The 19,682-nt window shown below is 46.4% G+C and carries 19 protein-coding genes; 12 read left to right on the top strand and 7 right to left on the bottom strand.

Features of this window, described 5'->3' with window-relative positions; translation table 11 throughout:
- Positions 1 to 162: 162 nt before the first annotated feature.
- Positions 163 to 729 carry a hypothetical protein gene (locus A4R26_RS10695; RefSeq protein ID WP_081163773.1) on the top strand — a complete coding sequence of 189 codons (567 nt, stop codon included), beginning with the start codon at positions 163 to 165 and terminating at the stop codon, positions 727 to 729.
- Positions 730 to 746: 17 nt separating this feature from the next.
- Here the strand turns inward: A4R26_RS10695 and A4R26_RS10690 are convergent, their stop codons facing one another.
- Genes A4R26_RS10690 through A4R26_RS10680 form a run of 3 tightly spaced genes read right to left on the bottom strand, consistent with a single transcriptional unit; the run spans position 747 to position 3,663 of the window.
- Positions 747 to 1,856: an adenylosuccinate synthetase gene (locus tag A4R26_RS10690; protein WP_165760224.1), complete on the bottom strand. Its 1,110-nt coding sequence runs from the start codon at positions 1,854 to 1,856 to the stop codon at positions 747 to 749.
- A gap of 12 nt (positions 1,857 to 1,868) precedes the next feature.
- Positions 1,869 to 2,783 carry a hypothetical protein gene (locus A4R26_RS10685; RefSeq protein WP_081163771.1) on the bottom strand — a complete coding sequence of 305 codons (915 nt, stop codon included), beginning with the start codon at positions 2,781 to 2,783 and terminating at the stop codon, positions 1,869 to 1,871.
- 10 nt (positions 2,784 to 2,793) lie between these two features.
- On the bottom strand, positions 2,794 to 3,663 hold the full coding sequence (locus A4R26_RS10680) for a hypothetical protein (RefSeq protein WP_081163770.1): 870 nt from the start codon (positions 3,661 to 3,663) through the stop codon (positions 2,794 to 2,796).
- 380 nt (positions 3,664 to 4,043) lie between these two features.
- Between A4R26_RS10680 and A4R26_RS10675 the strand changes: the two genes are divergently transcribed.
- Positions 4,044 to 4,436: a hypothetical protein gene (locus A4R26_RS10675; RefSeq protein WP_081163769.1), complete on the top strand. Its 393-nt coding sequence runs from the start codon at positions 4,044 to 4,046 to the stop codon at positions 4,434 to 4,436.
- 22 nt (positions 4,437 to 4,458) lie between these two features.
- Here A4R26_RS10675 and A4R26_RS10670 read toward each other — a convergent pair whose 3' ends face one another.
- The 3 genes from A4R26_RS10670 to A4R26_RS10660 all read right to left on the bottom strand — a co-directional run bounded on the left by A4R26_RS10670 (position 4,459) and on the right by A4R26_RS10660 (position 6,234).
- Entirely contained in the window at positions 4,459 to 5,100 is a 642-nt protein-coding gene (locus tag A4R26_RS10670; protein WP_081163768.1) for a hypothetical protein, read from the bottom strand.
- Positions 5,101 to 5,383: 283 nt separating this feature from the next.
- The gene (locus A4R26_RS10665) at positions 5,384 to 5,584 is read right to left on the bottom strand and encodes a hypothetical protein (RefSeq protein WP_081163767.1); all 201 of its coding nucleotides are present in this window, start codon (positions 5,582 to 5,584) and stop codon (positions 5,384 to 5,386) included.
- A gap of 89 nt (positions 5,585 to 5,673) precedes the next feature.
- Positions 5,674 to 6,234, bottom strand: a complete 561-nt coding sequence (locus tag A4R26_RS10660; RefSeq protein ID WP_081163766.1) for a type 1 glutamine amidotransferase domain-containing protein — start codon at positions 6,232 to 6,234, stop codon at positions 5,674 to 5,676.
- Positions 6,235 to 6,833: 599 nt separating this feature from the next.
- Between A4R26_RS10660 and A4R26_RS10655 the strand changes: the two genes are divergently transcribed.
- From A4R26_RS10655 to A4R26_RS10625, 7 genes are all read left to right on the top strand, one after another.
- Positions 6,834 to 8,450, top strand: coding sequence for a GH39 family glycosyl hydrolase (locus A4R26_RS10655; protein WP_242674878.1), 1,617 nt, complete (start codon positions 6,834 to 6,836; stop codon positions 8,448 to 8,450).
- Between the two features lie 276 nt (positions 8,451 to 8,726).
- Positions 8,727 to 10,199: a hypothetical protein gene (locus A4R26_RS10650; protein WP_133054622.1), complete on the top strand. Its 1,473-nt coding sequence runs from the start codon at positions 8,727 to 8,729 to the stop codon at positions 10,197 to 10,199.
- 46 nt (positions 10,200 to 10,245) lie between these two features.
- Positions 10,246 to 10,641, top strand: a complete 396-nt coding sequence (locus tag A4R26_RS10645) for a hypothetical protein (RefSeq protein ID WP_081163764.1) — start codon at positions 10,246 to 10,248, stop codon at positions 10,639 to 10,641.
- Positions 10,642 to 10,762: 121 nt separating this feature from the next.
- Positions 10,763 to 11,155 carry a hypothetical protein gene (locus A4R26_RS10640; RefSeq protein ID WP_081163788.1) on the top strand — a complete coding sequence of 131 codons (393 nt, stop codon included), beginning with the start codon at positions 10,763 to 10,765 and terminating at the stop codon, positions 11,153 to 11,155.
- The gene (locus A4R26_RS10635) at positions 11,155 to 11,832 is read left to right on the top strand and encodes a hypothetical protein (RefSeq protein ID WP_081163763.1); all 678 of its coding nucleotides are present in this window, start codon (positions 11,155 to 11,157) and stop codon (positions 11,830 to 11,832) included. The genes A4R26_RS10640 and A4R26_RS10635 overlap by 1 nt, the downstream gene beginning before the upstream one ends.
- 129 nt (positions 11,833 to 11,961) lie before the next feature.
- The gene (locus A4R26_RS10630; protein WP_081163762.1) at positions 11,962 to 13,941 is read left to right on the top strand and encodes a tetratricopeptide repeat-containing sensor histidine kinase; all 1,980 of its coding nucleotides are present in this window, start codon (positions 11,962 to 11,964) and stop codon (positions 13,939 to 13,941) included.
- 14 nt (positions 13,942 to 13,955) lie between these two features.
- A complete protein-coding gene (locus A4R26_RS10625; protein WP_081163761.1) occupies positions 13,956 to 14,597 on the top strand; it encodes a response regulator in 642 nt (213 codons plus the stop codon).
- Positions 14,598 to 14,752: 155 nt separating this feature from the next.
- Here the strand turns inward: A4R26_RS10625 and A4R26_RS10620 are convergent, their stop codons facing one another.
- Complete coding sequence (locus tag A4R26_RS10620) at positions 14,753 to 14,998, bottom strand: hypothetical protein (protein WP_081163760.1); 246 nt, start codon at positions 14,996 to 14,998, stop codon at positions 14,753 to 14,755.
- A 494-nt stretch (positions 14,999 to 15,492) separates the two neighbouring features.
- On the opposite strand from A4R26_RS10620, the gene A4R26_RS10615 reads away from it, so the two are divergent.
- From A4R26_RS10615 to A4R26_RS10605, 3 genes are read left to right on the top strand one after another with little or no spacing between them, the layout of a single operon-like run.
- Positions 15,493 to 17,754, top strand: a complete 2,262-nt coding sequence (locus A4R26_RS10615) for an ATP-binding cassette domain-containing protein (protein WP_081163759.1) — start codon at positions 15,493 to 15,495, stop codon at positions 17,752 to 17,754.
- Between the two features lie 42 nt (positions 17,755 to 17,796).
- Positions 17,797 to 18,420 (top strand): RNA polymerase sigma factor, encoded by a 624-nt coding sequence (locus A4R26_RS10610; RefSeq protein WP_165760223.1) that lies wholly within the window; start codon positions 17,797 to 17,799, stop codon positions 18,418 to 18,420.
- 51 nt (positions 18,421 to 18,471) lie between these two features.
- Positions 18,472 to 19,668 (top strand): FecR domain-containing protein, encoded by a 1,197-nt coding sequence (locus tag A4R26_RS10605; RefSeq protein ID WP_081163757.1) that lies wholly within the window; start codon positions 18,472 to 18,474, stop codon positions 19,666 to 19,668.
- Positions 19,669 to 19,682: the final 14 nt, after the last annotated feature.

The raw sequence follows: 19,682 nt of genomic DNA, 5'->3' as shown, positions 1-19,682 counted from the left end.
GGTTGTCGTTAATGTATAAGTAAGCGGGTGTTCTACAGCGCTTTTTTAAAAATGGCTGCATTTTTGCTATTGAGGTTGTCCGATACAATTTCCAATTCCTGTTTGCCCGTTAGTTAACGCTAACGAAGCATATATGAAAATCTTTAACCCTAATAGCACTTCATGAAAGTTTATTTGTTCTTTGTTTTGAATTTAATTGCCGTAGCCTCCATGGCTCAGAAAAAGCAAACGGTTGGGCCTGCTGACACCGCCCTGGCAACTTATATTCAACATCAGTTCTACTCAGAAAATTTTGTAGACAGTTGTTATACCGGAATTCATTTTCTCGAAGTCAGTTTTTCTTCCAAATCGATGTCTACATTTATTTCAGGCGATTTAAACTCTGTTTATAAAAAACGTATTGAAAGCCTGCTTGCTGATCCGCTGAAGATCTGGGATAAGCAATATATCGCCTATTGCAAAAGGAAAAAAATTCACCTTGTGCTGCCGATCTTGTTTGTAGTAAATGCAAACTGTTACAGGTTGAAAGAGGCGAACAATACGGCAGATCCTTTGAACAAGGCCACTGTAAATGAACTGGCCATCAAAATATTGAGCAGTCAGACTTTATCGCTCAGGCAATCTTTTGATAAAACCGGGCTTCAACAAAAGGGAACACCTACCAATTGCATACTGGTGGCCCCCTGTACTATCAGCAGCCGCTTAAATAAGCAAAAAACAATGATGTAATTATCTGGTTGTGTTGTTTAAGTATCAACCATCATCCGCCGGCTTACCTGCTCCAACGCTCCCGTTTTGGGCGATCGGTTGACATAAAATTCCGATACCGGTAACGGTGTTTGCAGAAAATTAAATAAAGGGACCTGCTTATTATCAATATAAACCATATCGCCGGTTTGATCAACGCAGGTAATGACGAGCTTTTTCCTGCTCACGTCATTTCCGGTATAAACAGCATCGAGTTGTAATGCGTGCTGCAATAAACCGGTTGAATGGTATCCCTGCCTGAACTTCCCCTGCCAGGGATGGGTAATATTGGTTTTATCTTCAAAACAAAGTTCAGCGGTTTCATTGGGCATATACCCGTTACCATGCCTTGTTAAGTAGGCACGCATCACATAATAGATATCCGGTAATGGCAGGTTCTCTTTTTGAATAATGTCCATGGCATTTTTCGAAGTGGTATTACTGCGGGTTACATTGGGGAAGAACCCGAAATCCATATCGAGCATGATGCCCTGCGCCCCTTCGAAAATAATATGCTCATACCTGTTCCTGATACCGGTAAGGGTTGAAATGGAAACATCGCATTGATCGATATACCATAAAAATTCATCGATCTTTTCATTTACATTAACCGCCCTGTAATAATCTGCTATTTGCTTCAGTTTCTGTAACAACAGGGGCCGGTATTGTAAATCGATCGCAAACAGCTTAAATGGCGTTTGCGTATGACGTGCAATGGTAGCGCCGAGGCCCACACCTACCGAGCCATGGTTGTTAACCGACTCAAGCCGGTGGTTATGTTCGTAATCGAATGGTGTGGTTATTATAGCTAACGGATGAATAAAATGAACAGGATTGTATCCGTTTTGCACCAGCGCCTGGCGTTCATTGAAAAAAGATTTCGGACAAAAGGTGCAGTACTCGCTCCAGTAGGTATGGGCGCCATGCAAAGTGCCGGCTCCAAAACTGGAGAAAATATGCCGGTACCGGTTGGTTTCAACGGTATGCCCGGCATTGTGTCCGCCCGAAAATCGAACCACCAGGCTTTGGGGCGATGAAAGGAAGGCTGTTGTCATTCCTTTCCCTTCATCGCCAAAGAAAAGCCCTGTAACAATGCTTGTTTTGCTCATGTACATGCTGTTTTATAAAGAAACGATGCCTGACTGTTTGCCGGTTATTACCCCATTACTTATTTGTACCAGTGCATTCGATACCTGTTTGGCTGTAGTTGTATCGAAGGCCGCTACCACTTCTTTCAGATCGGCGCCCATTACCACGGCTACGGTGGAGGCAATTATTTCTGCTATGTTATTATAATCTTCAACGAGGATCAGTCTTTCCTGCAGCAGTTTTCTCCATCCATCTGTGATGCCGCGTGAGCTGCCGGTAGATGTTTCGGTTACATGCAAATGGAAAACATGATACATCCTTTGCGCTTCGGCCAGTAATTGTTCTGCCGGTATATCTTCATAAAAAGGGTAGCCCAACAGATCGGTAAGAAAATCTCTTTCCAGTGCTTTATGTACGCCTTCGTCGCCAATGGTAAACAAAAAGCCTTTCTGGTTTCTTTTCTCGAAGCAATCAATGGAGGTATGCCGGGCAAAAAACAGCCATGCCAGGGCGTACGATTCCATACTCTGCCCGCCGCCGCCGCCCTCGAGGAAGATCTTTGTAAGCCATTGGTTCAGTTCGTCGGTGCCCGACTCGAACTGGCCTACCTGTAACGGACTGTGGTCTGCATAGTGATCCCCGATGCCGCCAAACAATACCTGTGCGTCGGGTACACCATGCGCAATGAGGGTGTTCATGAGCTCGCCCAGTTTGTGACGCACCAGTATATCGGGAATGGAACCCATGCTGCCGGTTTCATCGAGAAAAACGCCTATTGCCAGGCTTTCGGGATGCGCGTCAGAATCGCGGCTTTCGCGAAACTGTACACCCCGGGGCGACATATCTTTATCGATACTTCTGCTGGTGAAAACCTGGGCGGTTGATTTGTTTGAATAACTGGCCCGTAAATGTTTATAAGCATCATTCGACCATCTTGAATTTCCCATAATATTTGTTTTATATGGTTAATGAATAAAATCCTGTTTTAAAATTCCTGCGTAACAATTGCCGGTATTGGGTTAAACACTGGTACGCATCATCATGCCGGGTAAGTAAGAAATTGATAAAGTCTTCGTTGTGCGTTTTTCTGAATTTTACCGCATTGCCCGAAGCATCGCCTAACAGGTAAGCTGCTATGCGTTTGGCACACTCGAGGTCGGTTACCGGTGACGCTATTTTCGTTTTTAATACCTGCGCCGGATACCAGTTCATATACCGGCCTGATACGGTGTGGATGCTGCTGTTTTTCTTTGCGAGGTGGTAAAACGAAACCACCTGTATGCCATGATCTTCCGGAACGATAAAAACCGATTCGGGGTTAAGGCCGCCATGAACAAAACCACTTTGCGACAGGTAGGCAATGTATTCCAGCAACCTGTTCAGTACCCAGTTTACATGTTCCTGCGGCAGTTGCAATCCTGATAATGGAATGGCCCTTTTTTCAAAAAGAAACCGGAAAGCACCATCCGTCTGCCTGCGGCATTCTTTTGGCAGATATTTTCTGAAATGTACATCTGCGTCGGACCGCAGTTGTTGAAACTTATTGTAATTGTTAACCGATACCGTCAGGTTGGGCAGGGCAGATGAAAAATGGGCCCAATACCCATTCGTTTTGAAAACACCTGCGTCATCTGTAAACGGCTTCCCGTTCTCATACTGGTGCTTCCAGATATTCATTTTTGCAGTTGCTTCCACGGCGCCCGCATCTGTACAGTAATCGGGGTGGATCTGCTTAACGATAGCATTGAACTCCGTTTTAAAATGCGCCAGGTTCAACACCTCTTCTATCTTATTTGCCTTGTTTATTTTGCAGATCAATGCATTCATGGCGGTAAACTTTTTTGGTTGAACACAGAGGGGTCTGTCCGTGCCGCAGCACGGTTTTATCAGCACCGTCTTATGTGTTGTAATAATGCTTTATATGCGAACAGGAGCTATGGATGATCCCGTTGCTTTTATCCGGGTTAGCCGGTTAATTGTCTTTTTGCGTTAATTATACGCAAATATAAACAGGCATTTCGAGATATGCAAGTTTTATGCGTAAAAAAAACGCAAAATGGTGGCAGGTCTGTATGATGCCAGTGTTGAACTGCGGTTAGCGGAATATTTTATGCCCCTCCATTACGTTTACGGCAATGCCTATTTGTTCTTTGAAGATTTCGTATGAATACTTACTATTGTAAATAGTAAGCTTAATTGTATTATCTATGGATATAATAATGGCAAAAACCCCCAATGCCGCTCAGCGTAACTGGTATACCGCAGCCGAATTTCCGTGCTGCCCGCAACAGTATACGAACGAGCCGGTTAAAACGTATGCTGAGAAGCTGGTGCCGGGTTCAATATTCTGCAGAAACGAGATGTATGTATCGCTGGTGGCAAAGCGTGCGCTAGCTGGCAACGGCCAGTCGGTTTATGTAATATCGGAAAGTGATGACGGCTTAAAACCCTGGGCGGTTACCATCATTACTTTTGAAAACGGGCTGTTCATTCATACGAGCCTTGGTACTTTCTTTCAGGAAGATGGGGCCGAAAAAAAATATTGTCTTGCGCAGGGCCTTGAATGGACCGGGGGACACACCTTCGATGATGAGTTTTGATATTTAAAAATGCCTGGCTTTTTTACAGATCATCACTCCTTACAGAATCGAACTTCAACGATACGGTACGCGTTGAACCGCCTTCCAGGATAAGCACACCGGGCAAGATCCTGTTGGGTTGGGGATCGTCGGGCACATAAAAGTCAATGGGGGTGCTGAGGTTGATGATTGCTCCCGATGCAGTTTTGTATTTGTTGTTATAGCTGATCTTTAATGTACCGCTTTTAACTTTTTCATTTGTGCGATATGCCTTGGTTGTGTCGGTGAACTGCTGATAACAACTAACTTCTACGTGTGCAGTATCTGCCAGGTTGTATTCAGGTAACAGCGAACTGAAGTCGGTATCTTTTATCGTTATATGAAAAGACGGTTTCTGTATACCGGAAGAAAGGTCTTCGAAGTAAAATACAACATCATCATTTATTTTTTCCAGAACATATAATTTCAGGTTATCGGAATTTACAGTATACGTTTTGCCGTTGTATTTATTGTAAATGTCGGGGAACTGAGTGGCGTATTTCGATTCAATAATCAGCGTATCCTTCATGGAGAACGTTGCGGTAACCGGCGGCGGCGGCTGTTCGGTATGATCTTTTTTACACGATGTAGTGAGTAGCAGCGAAATGCAGGTTACGGGCAGGATCAGGTGTAAACATTTTTTCATATAAGATGGTTTAATTCTTCAAGTTTACAATTAAAACGGTTTACACATGCATGTCCGGTATGTTTTATCGCCGTATTTATTACTTCTTTAACACCCTTCTTTGCTCAACAACATCGATTGTTTCAGGGCAGCGGGTTCCATTATCTTTTTATAACATTCCTTTTACTATTCCGGTCTGTTCATGGCCGAAAGCCTGTAAACAACGTTAGCCCTTATCTTTGAAAGATAAAGGCTGTTGTGCTCAAATTAAAAAGCGGGTTATTGGTTGATAATGCAGGCTTCGCTATCCGTCTTCCCCATCGGTAACCTCACTTCCGGGGCCCGTGGTAGCTTCAGGGTTATCTTTTTTCTTTTCCTTTTCAGGCAGATTTTCATTGGCCCGTGGATCGGGGTTCTTTTTCACCGATTCAGGCGACTGGCCATTATCGAAGGCGGTTTCCTGCTCTTCTCTTTTTATATCTTCTTCACGTTTGTTCGGGATCATATATTTTTTTAATACTGGTCAAAAAGATTATGCCAGGCAGCACGAATGCGCCTGGCATATTAAAAGTTACAACAAGTATAATTTGATGTTTAGGCATGTTCATGCACTCCTTCACCGATCTCTTCCAGCATTTTTCTGTTGAATGCTTCCAGGTCTTTGGGGCTGCGGCTCGTTACAAGGCCATTGTCTACCACCACTTCTTTATCAACCCAATTCACCCCGGCGTTTACCAGGTCCGTTTTAATGGAAGCATACGAGGTCATGGTGCGCCCTTTTAACAGACCTGTTTCTATCAATAATTGCGGGCCGTGGCAAATAGCGGCAACGGGTTTGCCTTTATCGAGGAAATGCTTTACAAATGCAACGCATTTTTCATTGGCCCTTGCTGTATCGGGATTCATTACGCCACCGGGAACAACCAGCGCATCATAATCATCCGGATTGGCGTTGTCGATCTGTACGTCAACCGGAAGCTCTATCGACCAGTGATCGTGGTCCCAGGCTTTCACTTTGTCCTGTTGCGGCGAAACGATCTGCGCATTGACGCCTGCCTCCTTCAATGCCTGCAGTGGCTGCGTAAGTTCAACCTCTTCAAAACCGTTTTCTGTAATGATCGCCACTCTTTTTCCTGTTAACTTTTGTGTAGCCATAAAATGTATTTTTAAGTATGTACGATTGTAGTTTATGGCATCGGCTCAATGGGCCGGTGCGCCCTTTTTTACACAAAAAAATCGTACCTCGCACAGCCCGGCAGACAGCCGGTAACAGTTGCCGGTCATTCCGTCAGCAACCGATTTGTTTTGCTATATACCTGTATACATCTTTTGGGCGGTTCTGCATTGACATTGTATGAAGGTTGTGAGCGCCTGTTATTATTCTCAGGATGCTTAAACGGTTAATATATATGGCTCTAAATTAATTCCCCACATCATTGCGGTCCCTAATCTGAAACAACCGGGCCCCCTGTTTTCATCTGCCCTTCAATAGTTTTACAGCAACTGGTTTCATCAAAAGATTGGTGTATATGAAAAAAATCGTGCTACCTGTCAGCTATTGCTGTGCTTTTGCAATTAATGACTTATTGGCAGGGTCTCCATCGCTTTTTCCTCATTCCCATCAGATATAATGAGAAAACCAGGATCGTTGCCATTGGTGACCGGAAAGGTGAATACACCGGCATGCTGCGTTACCGGCGCCGAATCTTCCCATACCGGGGATGCACTTATCGCAGGAGGAAAAAATACAATTAATGATGAATAAACGATTTTTATTATTAGTGATCTTGTTGCCCTTTATGAGGGAAAAACTAAATGCACAAACTTCAGGAAAAAGTAAGGCTTTAAAACAGGCCAGGCCTTCCGTTCAGGAGCGGATCATCAATGTGGATTTCAAAAATACAGCCGGTACCCTGAATACTTTCTTCAAAGAGTGCGTGGGCGCAGGAAGAGCCAATGAGGGGTTAAGGGCCGACTGGCAGCAACAATTGGCTTATGTAAGAAAAGAATGCGGCTTCAAATACATCAGGATGCATGGATTGCTTACCGATGATATGGCCGTTTATAAAGAAGACAGCAAGGGAAACCCACAATACAATTACATGTACATCGATCCTTTGTTTGATTTTTTGCATAGCATCGGCATGAAGCCGTTTGTTGAATTGGGATTCATGCCCAGTGCGCTGGCAAGCGGTAGTCAAACCATTTTCTGGTGGCGGGGCAATGTTACCCCGCCAAAGGATTATGATAAGTGGGCGGCACTGATCAAAAATCTCACGGAGCATTTTACAGAACGCTATGGCGCCGAAGAAGTAAAGACCTGGTATTTTGAAGTATGGAATGAACCGAACCTTTCTCCCGGGTTCTGGACGGGAACACAACAGGACTATTTCAAATTGTATAAGTACACTGCCGGGGCAGTTAAAATCGTGAACCCCGAATACCGTGTTGGCGGCCCGGGAACCGCCGGCGCAGCATGGGAGCCTGAAATGATCGGGTTTTGCCACAAGAACAATGTTCCTATAGATTTTATCAGCACGCATGCTTATGGTGTGAAGCAGGGATTCCTCGATGAATACGGGCAGGGCGGAACCGTGCTCGATAAGAACCCAATGAGCCTTAGCGGCGATGTGCTTCAGTCGAGGAAAGAGATCGCAGCATCAACAATGCCGGACCTGGAATTGCATTACACCGAATGGAGTGCTTCTTATACGCCATCCGATCCGATTCATGACAGCTATCATGAAGCTGCGTATGTTTTGCAAAAATTGAAGCAGGTTGGTAATGCAGCCAATTCTATGTCGTATTGGGTGTTCACTGATGTCTTTGAAGAACCGGGCCCTCGTTTCGAACCTTTTCATGGCGGTTTTGGAATGTTGAACACCCAAGGCATTAATAAGCCCGTTTTTTATTCGTACCAATTCCTGAACCGCCTGGGAAATATTGAGCTGGCGAACAGGGATTCGTCGTCGTGGATCTGCAAAGATTCATCCGGCAATATCCAGGCGTTGGTTTGGGATTTTACAAACACCCATCCGGGCGATTCCGTTCACAACCAGAAATATTATGCACAGGACCTGCCTTCGGGGTCAAAAGGAAAATTAAAGATCAACATTGCACAGGTGCCTGATGGTTTGTATGCCCTTGAAATTTTTAAGGTGGGTTACCGCAGTAATGATGCTTATTCAACTTATCTCTCGATGGGAAAACCGGCGCAGCTTACACGGCAACAGGTTGAGCAGATCAAAAGGCAGAATGACGGTTCGCCGGTTTATAAAGAGATCATTACTGTTAAGAACGGGATACCTTTTTCGAAGGAACTGGAACTCCGTGAAAACGATGTTTATTTTCTCAATTTAATAAAACTGTAATTTTGGATCAGGCAGGATGTTGATTTTGCAATAAGGCCCCGGATGTCATTTGAAAGCCAGACAACCCATTGTGGCAAACAAAAAGTTTTGCAACGGAAAAGGTTCGCTATATCAAATTTACAGGCTTAACCCGATTCACACCTGCGTTCATTGAGGCCGGTTGCCGTTTTAAGATCATCCGGCATACCTACAAATGGTGATTTTTTGTTTTACCCGGTTATATGGATGCAGGGCTGTTTTTTAATATACAACTTTGCATGTGCTCAAAAAAGCCTGTTGACCAATCGAAAATGCAGGGCAGGCAGGCCGCTCAAACAGTACATGTTGAATGAATACGAAATAGAACGCTGCCGGTATATACTGGATTTTAACCTGGAAAGGTTTTGGCTGAGGATGGCCGCTTTGATAACGTTTGCGGTGATAACCTTACTGCAATGGCTGATCGTTGCCGGTATATCGGTGTTCGCCGCCCTGGCACTGGATATTGTCATTGCCTGGGTGGTTTCTTTTTATTACCAGGGGCTGCGGCATGCCACACCTAATGGTGGAAATACGAAGCATGTGCGCATCTCTGTTACGGCATTTGTGGTTATGCTGTCAGCTCTCTGGTTTATCCTTATAGGCGCCTGGCAACTGGCGCAACTGAAAAAAGGCGGCGCTTTCAATAAGCCGCTTTTTGCGGCATGGCTGTCAGTTTGTGCCGCAACGCCGGTGCTGATATTATCTATACGATACTGGCGCTGTCATTACAGGCTGCGGCGGCAATACCGCAACTATGTGCGCATGCACCTGCATATTTATCACGATAACGACCTGCCCATAGTACCCGCCAGGGTATCGTTCGTAAACACGGTCAATGGAAGAAGCGTTAACCTCGATCTGAAAGATCTTCAATACGAATATTATTCACAGGAGGAACTGATGACGCTGGGGCTTTCGGGCCGGTTGCACAGGGAGCGGCATATGTTGTTCGGCAGCCCGGTATATATACCCATGCATACCGATACTCTTTACCTGTCGTGGTATTCGCCTGTCGATGGCCGGTACTATTCCGATGCGTTCCCTTTCCCGTTCGAAAAATTCATGCTCACGCCAGATACCCTCGCCGGGGCAGCAGGTATGGGTTATGCCCGCCGCCTGGCCGGTATCGACCTCGACATTGGTTTCGATGGGCACGTTAATCTTTACAGCGGGAATGTAATGCTTTTCTATTACCGCAAAGTGGCGCATGTTGCATTGCCGCAGGAACAACAGGATGCTTATGAAGATAAACTGCGCCAACAACTACTGCCGGGGTACCCGGCTGCTGCTTTTACGTCTTTGATAAATGAAATAAGAACTTCGGAACGGTTGCTGCGGAAACGACGCATACAAGAGAAACGGTTTTTATGGAAGATAACCCTTACAGGTTTGGGCCACCTACGCCATTCCGTTACGATCACCGATGTGAATTGCAATTGTTTCGACCGGTCTGTCACTGCGCTGGCAACGCCCGTGCACTGGTTCCTGCCGCAGCGCCTGCGCCTTTTTAAACGTGTGGATGAAGACCACTATTTTTACCTCACCATTCTGCTGAACTATCATGAATTGTATGATGTGGCGATGTCGCTTACCGCCGGTGATGAAGCAGTGCCTTTGCATCTCTCAATGAATGTGATCGACGCTGCCGGGCAGGAGATGGAATGCAGTATACATGCTGCGGGGCAATCGGTTTGCTTCGGAGAATGGCAGTTATTGACAACGAATTGATGCCTGCCGGTGAAAGCCGGCCTCAAAATGATAAAATAAAGTTACTATGGAAATAAACAACGATCTGCCACCTGCAGATCAGCCTGACTGGGATGGCCCCTACAACTGGGAATGGTTTAAATATCATCATCTTGCTACATTGAATACCCATGCCGATGCTGTCAAAGCGCAATTCGAACAGCTTCCGAAAGGGCAAACGTACCCCCCGGATGAGATCGCGAAATTATTGGCTCACCTCGATGAACTGATCAAACTGCACAACTGGCTGCCGTCCTCATCTGGCGGACAGGGCGGTATGAACGAGATCATTAAAAAGAGAAATGCGCTGGCGCAGGCCGTTCAGCAGAACGATGGGGAAGGCATGAGCTGGTGGGTGGTGCAGGAGATTGATATAATGGTGTTCGATGTGCAAAATTACATGAACGACATGTGTGAAGACTGACCGCTGCGCATCCCTATTTCTAAGTATATCTCAAAATCGCTGTAACAGGCGATTGACCGGCAAAGGGCAGCCTGCTACCTTTGCGATATCACAAATTCAAACTTTTAAAAGCAAGTACACTATGGGATTAGCAGAAAAACGCCTCGCTGAAAGCATTAAAACAGATTCGCTTCCGGCATTTGAATCGAAACTGAATAACCTGGCCGGTTACCCTATTAAAGTGAATATCGACTGGAATACGTTCACTGCTTTTGATACCTATCCGCTCAGCCGCCTCGAGATCGTATTCGGCGACCTCGAATCGTTCGTAAAGAAGATCTGCACCGACGATATGGGAAAGGAAGCGCTGAAAGAGAAGATGAGCGCAATAAATCTTACCAATACCGATAATCGCGACAATGTATCCATGGAACTGAAAGATGCAACGTTGTTCCTCACCGTTCAACTGGCAGGAGACAGCTTCAGTTCACAAACAGATTCACAGATCGCCGGTTACGTTGAAACATTACTGTAATGAATATCGATCATTTAAAAACGTTACCGCTAAAAAGCTTCAGCGCCTGGTTTGCAGAACTGGCTAAACTGGCGGAACAATCAGATGATAATTCCGGTTTGCCCAAACTGGAATTATCATTGCGTAGCGGCCATGTGGTACGGGGCTGTATTCTTCGGATGCAGGAAAATACCCCCGGCCAGATGCTGCTGGTATGGGGCGTGCCCGATACGTATACGAAATCGGAGATCTCATTTGTGCCTGCCGGCGAAGTGGTGGCTTTCACCATTCTGGAACCCGAAACCAGTCTCAGGCAGTTGATGGCGCCCGGCGATCAAAAAGCGGTAGGCGTACTGGAACTGAAACGTGCTGCCAGGAACGTGGAAGCCGAGCTGGAAAAGGTACTGCAGTTCCAGATCACTCTTTTGTTGAATGCAGAGGCATTCCCCGAACAGGCCCGTTGGGATGTGCTGCGCACCATCGGGTTGCTGCCGGGCGTTCTGTCGCAGGTAGCCGCCGATGACCTCGGAAAGCAGCTGGTAAAAGACCGCATCAGCGCCATCAGCATCGCGGTGGCCGCCGGCAATAGTACACAACTCGACAAAAATATACTTACCCTTGGCATTGCCTCCCCGCTGGCGCTTCCGGTGGCCAAAGAAAAAGAAAGATTAAAACGCGAAATTGAAAACGTATTGTAAGATAATCCCTGTTTATCTGAATGCTTTTCATGTATAACGGGCGGCAGAAGATCACCGCCGGCAAAAAATGTATATTTTACATGCGCTAATGCGGTCATTCGGGCGTTATACTATTCAAACGTTTTGTCATTGTCGAAGATCCTCGTATTTATAATCGCAGCGGCTGCATGGTTTCCTTCAACTGGTCAAACTTCCTCTTTACGCAACACGGTTGCCGACAGCCTGTTTGCCATTTGCGAGCAAAAGGTTGCCACCGCCCCTGAAATTGTAATTGATATAGCCACCCGGCTGCTGGCAACGCAGCAACCGGGGTCTTTCAATGCAGGTAAATGCAATTATTACCTGGGCAAAGCCGGAAGGCATGCCGGCCGGCTCGATACAGCGCTCCGCTGCCTGCAGGCAGCCACCGGCGTTTTCAGGGCCTGTGCCGATACGTTGTATGAATGCCGCAGCCTGCGGGAAACCGGCGCCGTTCATTACCTGCTTAACGAGAACGATAAAGCGCTGCATTGTTATTCCCGCGCGCTGGCGCTGGCCAGTGAACGGAAGCTCATACACGAGGTCATTTCACTTAGTAATAACATCGGAAACCTGTACGATAAACAACGGCATTACGATAAGGCCGTTGCGCAATATGAGAACGGGCTGAAGCTGCACCCCGATGCGGAACAGCGGGCTGTTCTTCTATTGAATATGGCCAAAGCGCATACAGGGCTGGGAAAGCTCGATAAGGCATTGCAGCTGTACCGGGAAAGCGCCGCCATTTGCCGGTCGCGCAATGACGCTGCAGGCGTAATTGCCGCATTGAACGGCGTGGCTTCGGTTTACTGGAACCAGGAGCGGGATGGCGAGGTGTTGAAAGTATCGGAATCGCTGTTGCGCCTGCTCAGGCATTCCGGCGCTCCCGCCGACCTGATCGAAACGCATAATCGCATGGGGCTGGCCTACCTTAACCTCGGCAATACCGCCATGGCCATCAATCACTTTATGGAGGCGCTGGCGCCTGCACGCCGCATCGCCTACCCGAATACACATTACATTTATGCCAACCTGGCCTTTGCCTATGAACAGGCGGGGCAGTATAAACAGGCGTACCGGTATTTTACCAAACACAGGCATTTACAGGACAGCATTGAAAATATTGAAAAGCATAAACAACTGGAAGACCTGCTGGCCAAATATGAGGCCGACAAGAAGGAGCGGCAGATAACCCTGTTGAAGCAGGATAAAGAGCTTCAGGCGCTTAAACTGCAGCAACAGCGGGCCGCGTTCAACCGGCAGGCCGTTATCAGGAACAGCATTATCATTATTGCCTCGCTGCTGCTGGTGTTGTCGGTAACGCTGCTGATCTTTTACCGGCAGCGCATGCAGAGCAACCTGCTGTTGGCCGCCAAAACCGAAGAAGTGAACCGGCAGCATATACTCGAGCTCATTCACGGGCAGGAGATCAGGACCATAAAGGCGAATATGGAAGGACGGGAGAATGAACGCCGGCGGATAGCGCGCGAATTGCACGACGGCGTGGCGGGTTCGCTTGCAGGCATCAAACTTCACCTGGTAAAAATTGCAGAAACGCATGCCGGCGATGCCGGGTTGCAAAAGGTAATAAAGAACGTAGATGTTGTTTATGGAGAAGTGCGGAACATTTCGCACAACCTGAACCCGCCGAGGGTGCTCGATACCGCATTCATCGATCTGTTGCGCGGTCAACTGGCGCAGCTGGCCGAGAACAGCGGGCTCCGGATCGATCTTATCTGCCATCCCGAAGAATGGCTTAACCAGTTGCCAAACGCACTGAAAATAGAAGTGTACCGTATTGTTCAGGAACTGGTGACCAACATCGTTAAACATGCCGAAGCCGGTTCGGTGGAGATTCAGTTCACCCGCAATGATGATGCTACCGTAAACCTGATGGTGGAGGACAACGGTAAAGGTTTCGACCGGTCGAAGCTGTCGTTCGGCCAGGGGCTTACCAATATACAAACCCGGGTAAATCAAATAAATGGTACGCTGCATATTGAATCGCATAAGGGCAGGGGAACCATTGTAAATATCGACATTCCTGTACAGGAACAGGAAACACAACCTGTTCCCGCATCAAATTATTAAACGATCTGGAAAAAATGAACAAGAATATACGTATTGTGCTTGCTGATGATCACGCCATGTTCCTGGAAGGACTGCACGCGTTGCTGGCTTCCGAAAACGATATTCATGTAGTGGGGCTTGCCCTCAACGGAAATGAAGTGCTCGACCTGCTGAAGCGCCATGAAGTGGATATTGTGGTTACAGACATCAGCATGCCCGGCATGGGCGGTATTGTGCTGAACAATGCGATCAGGAAACAGTATCCCCATATAAAAACACTGGTGCTGAGCACCTACAGCGAACCCGACATGATCGTTAAGCTCACCAACAGCAAGGCGAACGGCTACCTGTTGAAGAATGCCGAAAAGAGCGAATTACTGAAGGCCATTCATTCCATTCATGGCGGCAGTAATTATTTTTCAAAAGAGATCATGGAAAAATACACCAACAGCGTTTTCAATCCCGGTACCGAAAAAAGCAACGAGCCCACGCTCAGCAAGCGCGAAAAAGAGATACTTAAATACATAGCTGCCGAATTTACCACGCCCGAGATAGCCGAAAAACTTTTCATCAGCCAGTACACCGTCAATACCCATCGCAAGAACCTCATTGCCAAACTGGGCGTGAAGAACGTGGCCGGCCTGGTGAAATATGCTTTTCAGAAAGGGTTGGCGTAAGCTCACCGAAGGCTTTACACCAACCGGTGCGCAGCTATAAAAGAACAGCAGGGTATATAAAAAAAACAGCAGGTTGCCAGGAATAGTATCCATTGACAACCTGCAATCGTTTTTTAAGAATATCTCGGGCTAAATGAAGGCTATTCAGCCGTTTTTCAAGCGAATTCCCTTACTTCTGCTGCTTTTAAATACACAACAATACAATCTAACCCACCTTTAAAGTAATTGTACCGGATCTCTGAAGCCACGCATGTCGTATTGTCGAGGTCTTCAGCTAATTTGTAATTGAAACTGACACTATGACCTTGCTTTGGTATCTCCTCAATAGGCAAAAAGATACAGATATCTTCCTGCTTTGTTTCGATGTGCTGCTTAAAATTGAATATTACCTTTCTATCCATAATTCCGCAAAATTATAAAACACATTCAAAAATTACAGCATGCAGGCAGTTAAAGTGTAAAAGAAACTCTTAATTAGTGGTTTTCCTGTAATATGTCGCTATTGCCGGGGCTAAAAGCGTAACATGCCGGTGGATCGATGTTGAAAAATACGTTTGTGAAACCAACGACTGTTTGTTTTTAGCAGAAAAGTTTTTCTTTTACGCCGGAACCCAATTGGCCCGGTATGCCTTCTGTAAGCATACCTATCTGTTAAAAAGCGACAAATCCGCCATCCGGCGGGTTTGCCGTTAAGATGTAGTTTTACGGATGTTTATATTTATGCGACAGTAACCTGAGGTCTGCCAGGCCCGGTCTGCCCGTCTGTTCCGCCGGTTTTGGCGAACCCTCCGTTGCCCCCATCCCGGGCACTTTTTTTTTACATAGGAACAGGTATTGCATATATACAGAACCGGAAGTAACGCACGAAATATTAATCCTGTTAAATATATGCGATATGAGAACTATCAAAATAACCGGCGCCCGCCAGAATAACCTGAAAAACATTTCCCTGGAAATTCCGAAGAACCGGATAACGGTTTTTACCGGTGTATCGGGCTCAGGAAAGTCATCGTTGGTATTTGAAACAATTGGGGCAGAAGCGCAGCGGCAGATAAACGAAACGCAAAATAGTTTTGTGCGCAACCGGTTGCACCAGTTCGGGATCGCAGATGTTGACAGGATCGAACACCTCAATGTGCCGGTTATCATCAACCAGAAAAGGCTCGGCGGAAATGCGCGCTCTACGGTTGGCACCGCTACCGATATCTATGCTTCATTGAGATTGTTGTTCTCAAGAATGGGTAAGCCTTTTGTGGGATACTCGAACATTTTTTCTTTCAATCATCCGCAGGGCATGTGCCCGGTATGCGAAGGGCTTGGTTTTACCAGCACCATCGATCTTGATAAACTTCTTGATAAGAACAGATCACTGAATGAAGGGGCCATCCTGTTTCCTACATTTCAACCCGGTGGATACCGGTGGATCAGGTATGCCAGATCGGGTTATTTCGATAACGATAAAAAGCTTAAGCACTATACAAAAAAGGAGTGGCAACTGTTGCTTAACGCAGCAGAGCATAAGCCGCCCAACCCCGGCCCGTCATGGGGAAAAACGATGAAATACATCGGGCTGCTGCCCCGTATCGAAAACGATTTTCTTAAAAAGGAATCGAAAGAACATACTTTAAGAAAGAAAGACCTGCAGAAGATAATTGTATCGGGCACCTGCCCCGAATGCAATGGCAAACGGCTTAACAAAAGAGTGCTTTCATGTAAGATAAACGGGAAAGATATTGCCGAGTGTACATCACTATCGGTTGACGAACTGCTGTCGTTCATACAATCGCTTTCTGCTGCGCCGTACGAGACCATCTTAAATGAACTGAAAAAGAAACTGGGCAACGTAATTACTATCGGGCTTCAGTACCTGACGCTTGACCGCGCAACCAATACGCTGTCGGGCGGCGAGTCGCAACGCATCAAGATGGTAAAACATTTTGGCAACAGCCTCGAGGACCTGTTGTACATTTTTGATGAACCCAGTATCGGTTTACATGCCCGGGACCTGGATAGTATTTCGCAGATCATTAAACAAATAAAGGAGAAGGGGAATACGGTGCTCATAGTAGAGCATGACCCCGACCTGATAAAGATTGCCGACCATATTGTAGATATGGGCCCCTTATCGGGCATTCATGGCGGCGAGATCGTATATGAAGGAACGTTTGATGGTCTGAAGACATCGAAAGGCAAAACGGGCACTTATTTTTCTAAAAAGAGAACGTATAATACAGCCCCTCGTAAAGCAACCGGTTCAATCAAAATAGAAAATGCCAACCTGTATAACCTTAAAGATCTTACGGTACACCTTCCGCTTAATGTATTGTGTGTTGTTACCGGTGTTGCCGGCTCAGGAAAAAGCACCCTCATAAGCAAAGTGTTGCCTGCTCAGTTTCCCGGGGTGAATATCATCGATCAATCGGCCATCACCGGTCATTCAAGAGCTACGTTATTGACCTATCTCGGAATTTCAGATAAGATCAGGAAGTTATTTGCCGAAACCAATAAAACAAGTGTTCAGTTGTTCAGCAATAACAGCCTGGGCGCCTGTCCCAATTGCAAAGGGCTCGGTATTGAAAAGATCGATCTGGCGTTTATGGATGATATTGAACAACCGTGTGAGGAATGCCATGGCAGTGGATTCAATCCGGACGTATTAAAATATAAATTCAATGGGAAAAACATTGCGGAGGTTTTGAACCTGACCGTTGAAGAAGCCGGGCACTTTTTTAAGGAGCGGGAATTGTTGACGCATTTTAAGCAGTTAACGGAGTTAGGGTTAAGCTATATGACGTTGGGACAGCGGCTTAGTACTTTTTCCGGCGGCGAGCGGCAGCGGCTAAAATTGACCAGGGAATTGCAATCGAACAATAACATCATTGTACTGGATGAACCAAGTACGGGTTTGCATCCGTCGGATACGGAAAGGCTGATGGCCATTCTGAATAAACTGGTAGATCACGGCAATACGCTGATCGTTATCGAGCATAACCTCGATATAATTTCACAGGCCGACTGGATCATTGACGTGGGGCCGGGTGCAGGTAAATATGGTGGTGAACTTGTTTTCACAGGCACAGTTGAAAAATTATTGAAGGATAAAATATCTGCAACAGCTAAATATCTTAACCGGCACCTGGATGGGGATACAATGTGATCTTCATTTCCCCCAAAATACTTATTTTAGGCGCTGATTAAAGTGTCTACAACTTCCGGTACATATAACGAACAAAGTGTAATACAACGGTTGCAAAGGGGTGACAGCGATGCATTCCTTCAACTGTACAATCATTACCATGCCGCGCTTTACCATTATGTACTTCGTTTTGTTAAATCACCTGCCATCACCGAAGATGTTTTACAGGACGTTTTCCTGAAGATCTGGGAGATCAGGGACCGCATCGATCCCTCACTTTCCTTTAAAGCCTACCTCTATAAGATCTGCCGAAACAGCGTTTTTAAATTATTAAAAAAGATCTCGGTCGATGAAGCGCTGCGCCTGCAGGTTATGCAGCAGTTTACGCAATCGGTTGCAGACGCCGACCTGAAAATTTTATGGCAGCAGTATGAAGAAATTTTACAGGCTGCCATCAATAAGCTGTCGCCCCAACGCCAAAAGGTTTTCAGGCTTTGCCGCGAAGAAGGCAAAAGCTATGAACAGGTTGCAAATGAATTAGGTATCTCACGCAACACGGTGAAGGAGCACATGGTACTGGCCATGAAACAGATCCGCGGGCACTTCGAACAATATGGCGATGACCCGGCTGCCTTTGTACTTTTGTTAATGCTCACATCGGAGATCTCCACTATTTTTATCAGGTAACCCACCCTTCACCCGCACATCGGGATATTATATATAACACAGCCTTGCAATATGCCGGATACGAACGAATATCACGACCAGCTTTTAGCTGATTACCTTAATAATAACTGCACACCCGAACAGGTGGAAGCTTTGATGAACTGGCTTCAACAGGATGGCGCCAACCGGGTGCTTTTACAACAGTTGCAGGCTGAGTTCAATGAAGCTATGCAAACGAATGCGCAGGCGCCGGCCGATGTCAGCAACAGGCTGCGGGAGCGTTTGATGCAATCCATTCAACCGCCGGTCAGGAGAATATACACCCGGTGGTATGTTAAAGTTACCGCTGCCGCCATCCTTATACTTGCTTTGGGCGCCGGCTGGGTTTTCTTGCTGCATAAAGGCCCTGCAAAAGATGTTGCAAGCGGAAAAACAGATCCGCCTGCATCAACCGCTGCAACAAAAAGAACGGGCGCATACATCACACTGTCAGGCGGAAAGGAAATACCGCTTGGCAATACGGTAGACGGAGCAGTAATAGAAGATCTCAACCTCGCCGAAATGTCGGGCAACCGCGTTGCCTACGATACATCGGCCGGCAACATCACCGAAGTAACCTGGCATACATTGACCGTTCCGCGGGGAATCAAAAGGGTACAGGTAACACTCGCCGATGGCACCCTCGTATGGCTGAATACCGCTTCTTCATTGAAGTACCCTACCGCATTTACCGGTAATGAAAGAACGATAGCGCTTACCGGTGAAGCTTATTTTGATGTAAAACACGACGCCGGCAGGCCCTTTACGGTTCAAACAAAAGACCTTACCGTAAATGTGTTGGGTACCGGCTTCAATGTAAGCGCTTATGAAGACGATGAATTCAGCAACGTAGTGCTTGTAAAGGGCAGTGTGGCCTTAAACGCCAACGGCGCGGCGGGAATGCCTGCAACAAAACTCTTCCCCGGTAATATGGCCAGCTTTCAAAGCGGTGCAGGCCATATTGCGGTTACAACTGTTAAAACCGATGAGTATGTTTCGTGGAAAGACGGGTACCTTATCTTCAGGCAGGCGCCACTGGTGCAGATCGTAAAACGCATCTCGCGGTATTACGATGCACATATAAATATGAACGAACTTGTTCATAGCGATGAAACATTCTCGGGCCGGCTCGACCTGCAAAACAACATCGAAGACATTATGAACCTGGTGTGCCTTGGCACTTCCTATATGTATTTACCAAAAGAACAAAAACTGGTAATAAGAAAATAAGAAACCCAACCAAT

It is taken from the genome of Niastella populi, from assembly GCF_002078015.1.
GTDB classification, from domain to species: domain Bacteria; phylum Bacteroidota; class Bacteroidia; order Chitinophagales; family Chitinophagaceae; genus Niastella; species Niastella populi.
The sequence above is the reverse complement of the archived record's forward strand: the minus strand, read 5'-3'. Positions and strand labels throughout refer to the sequence as shown.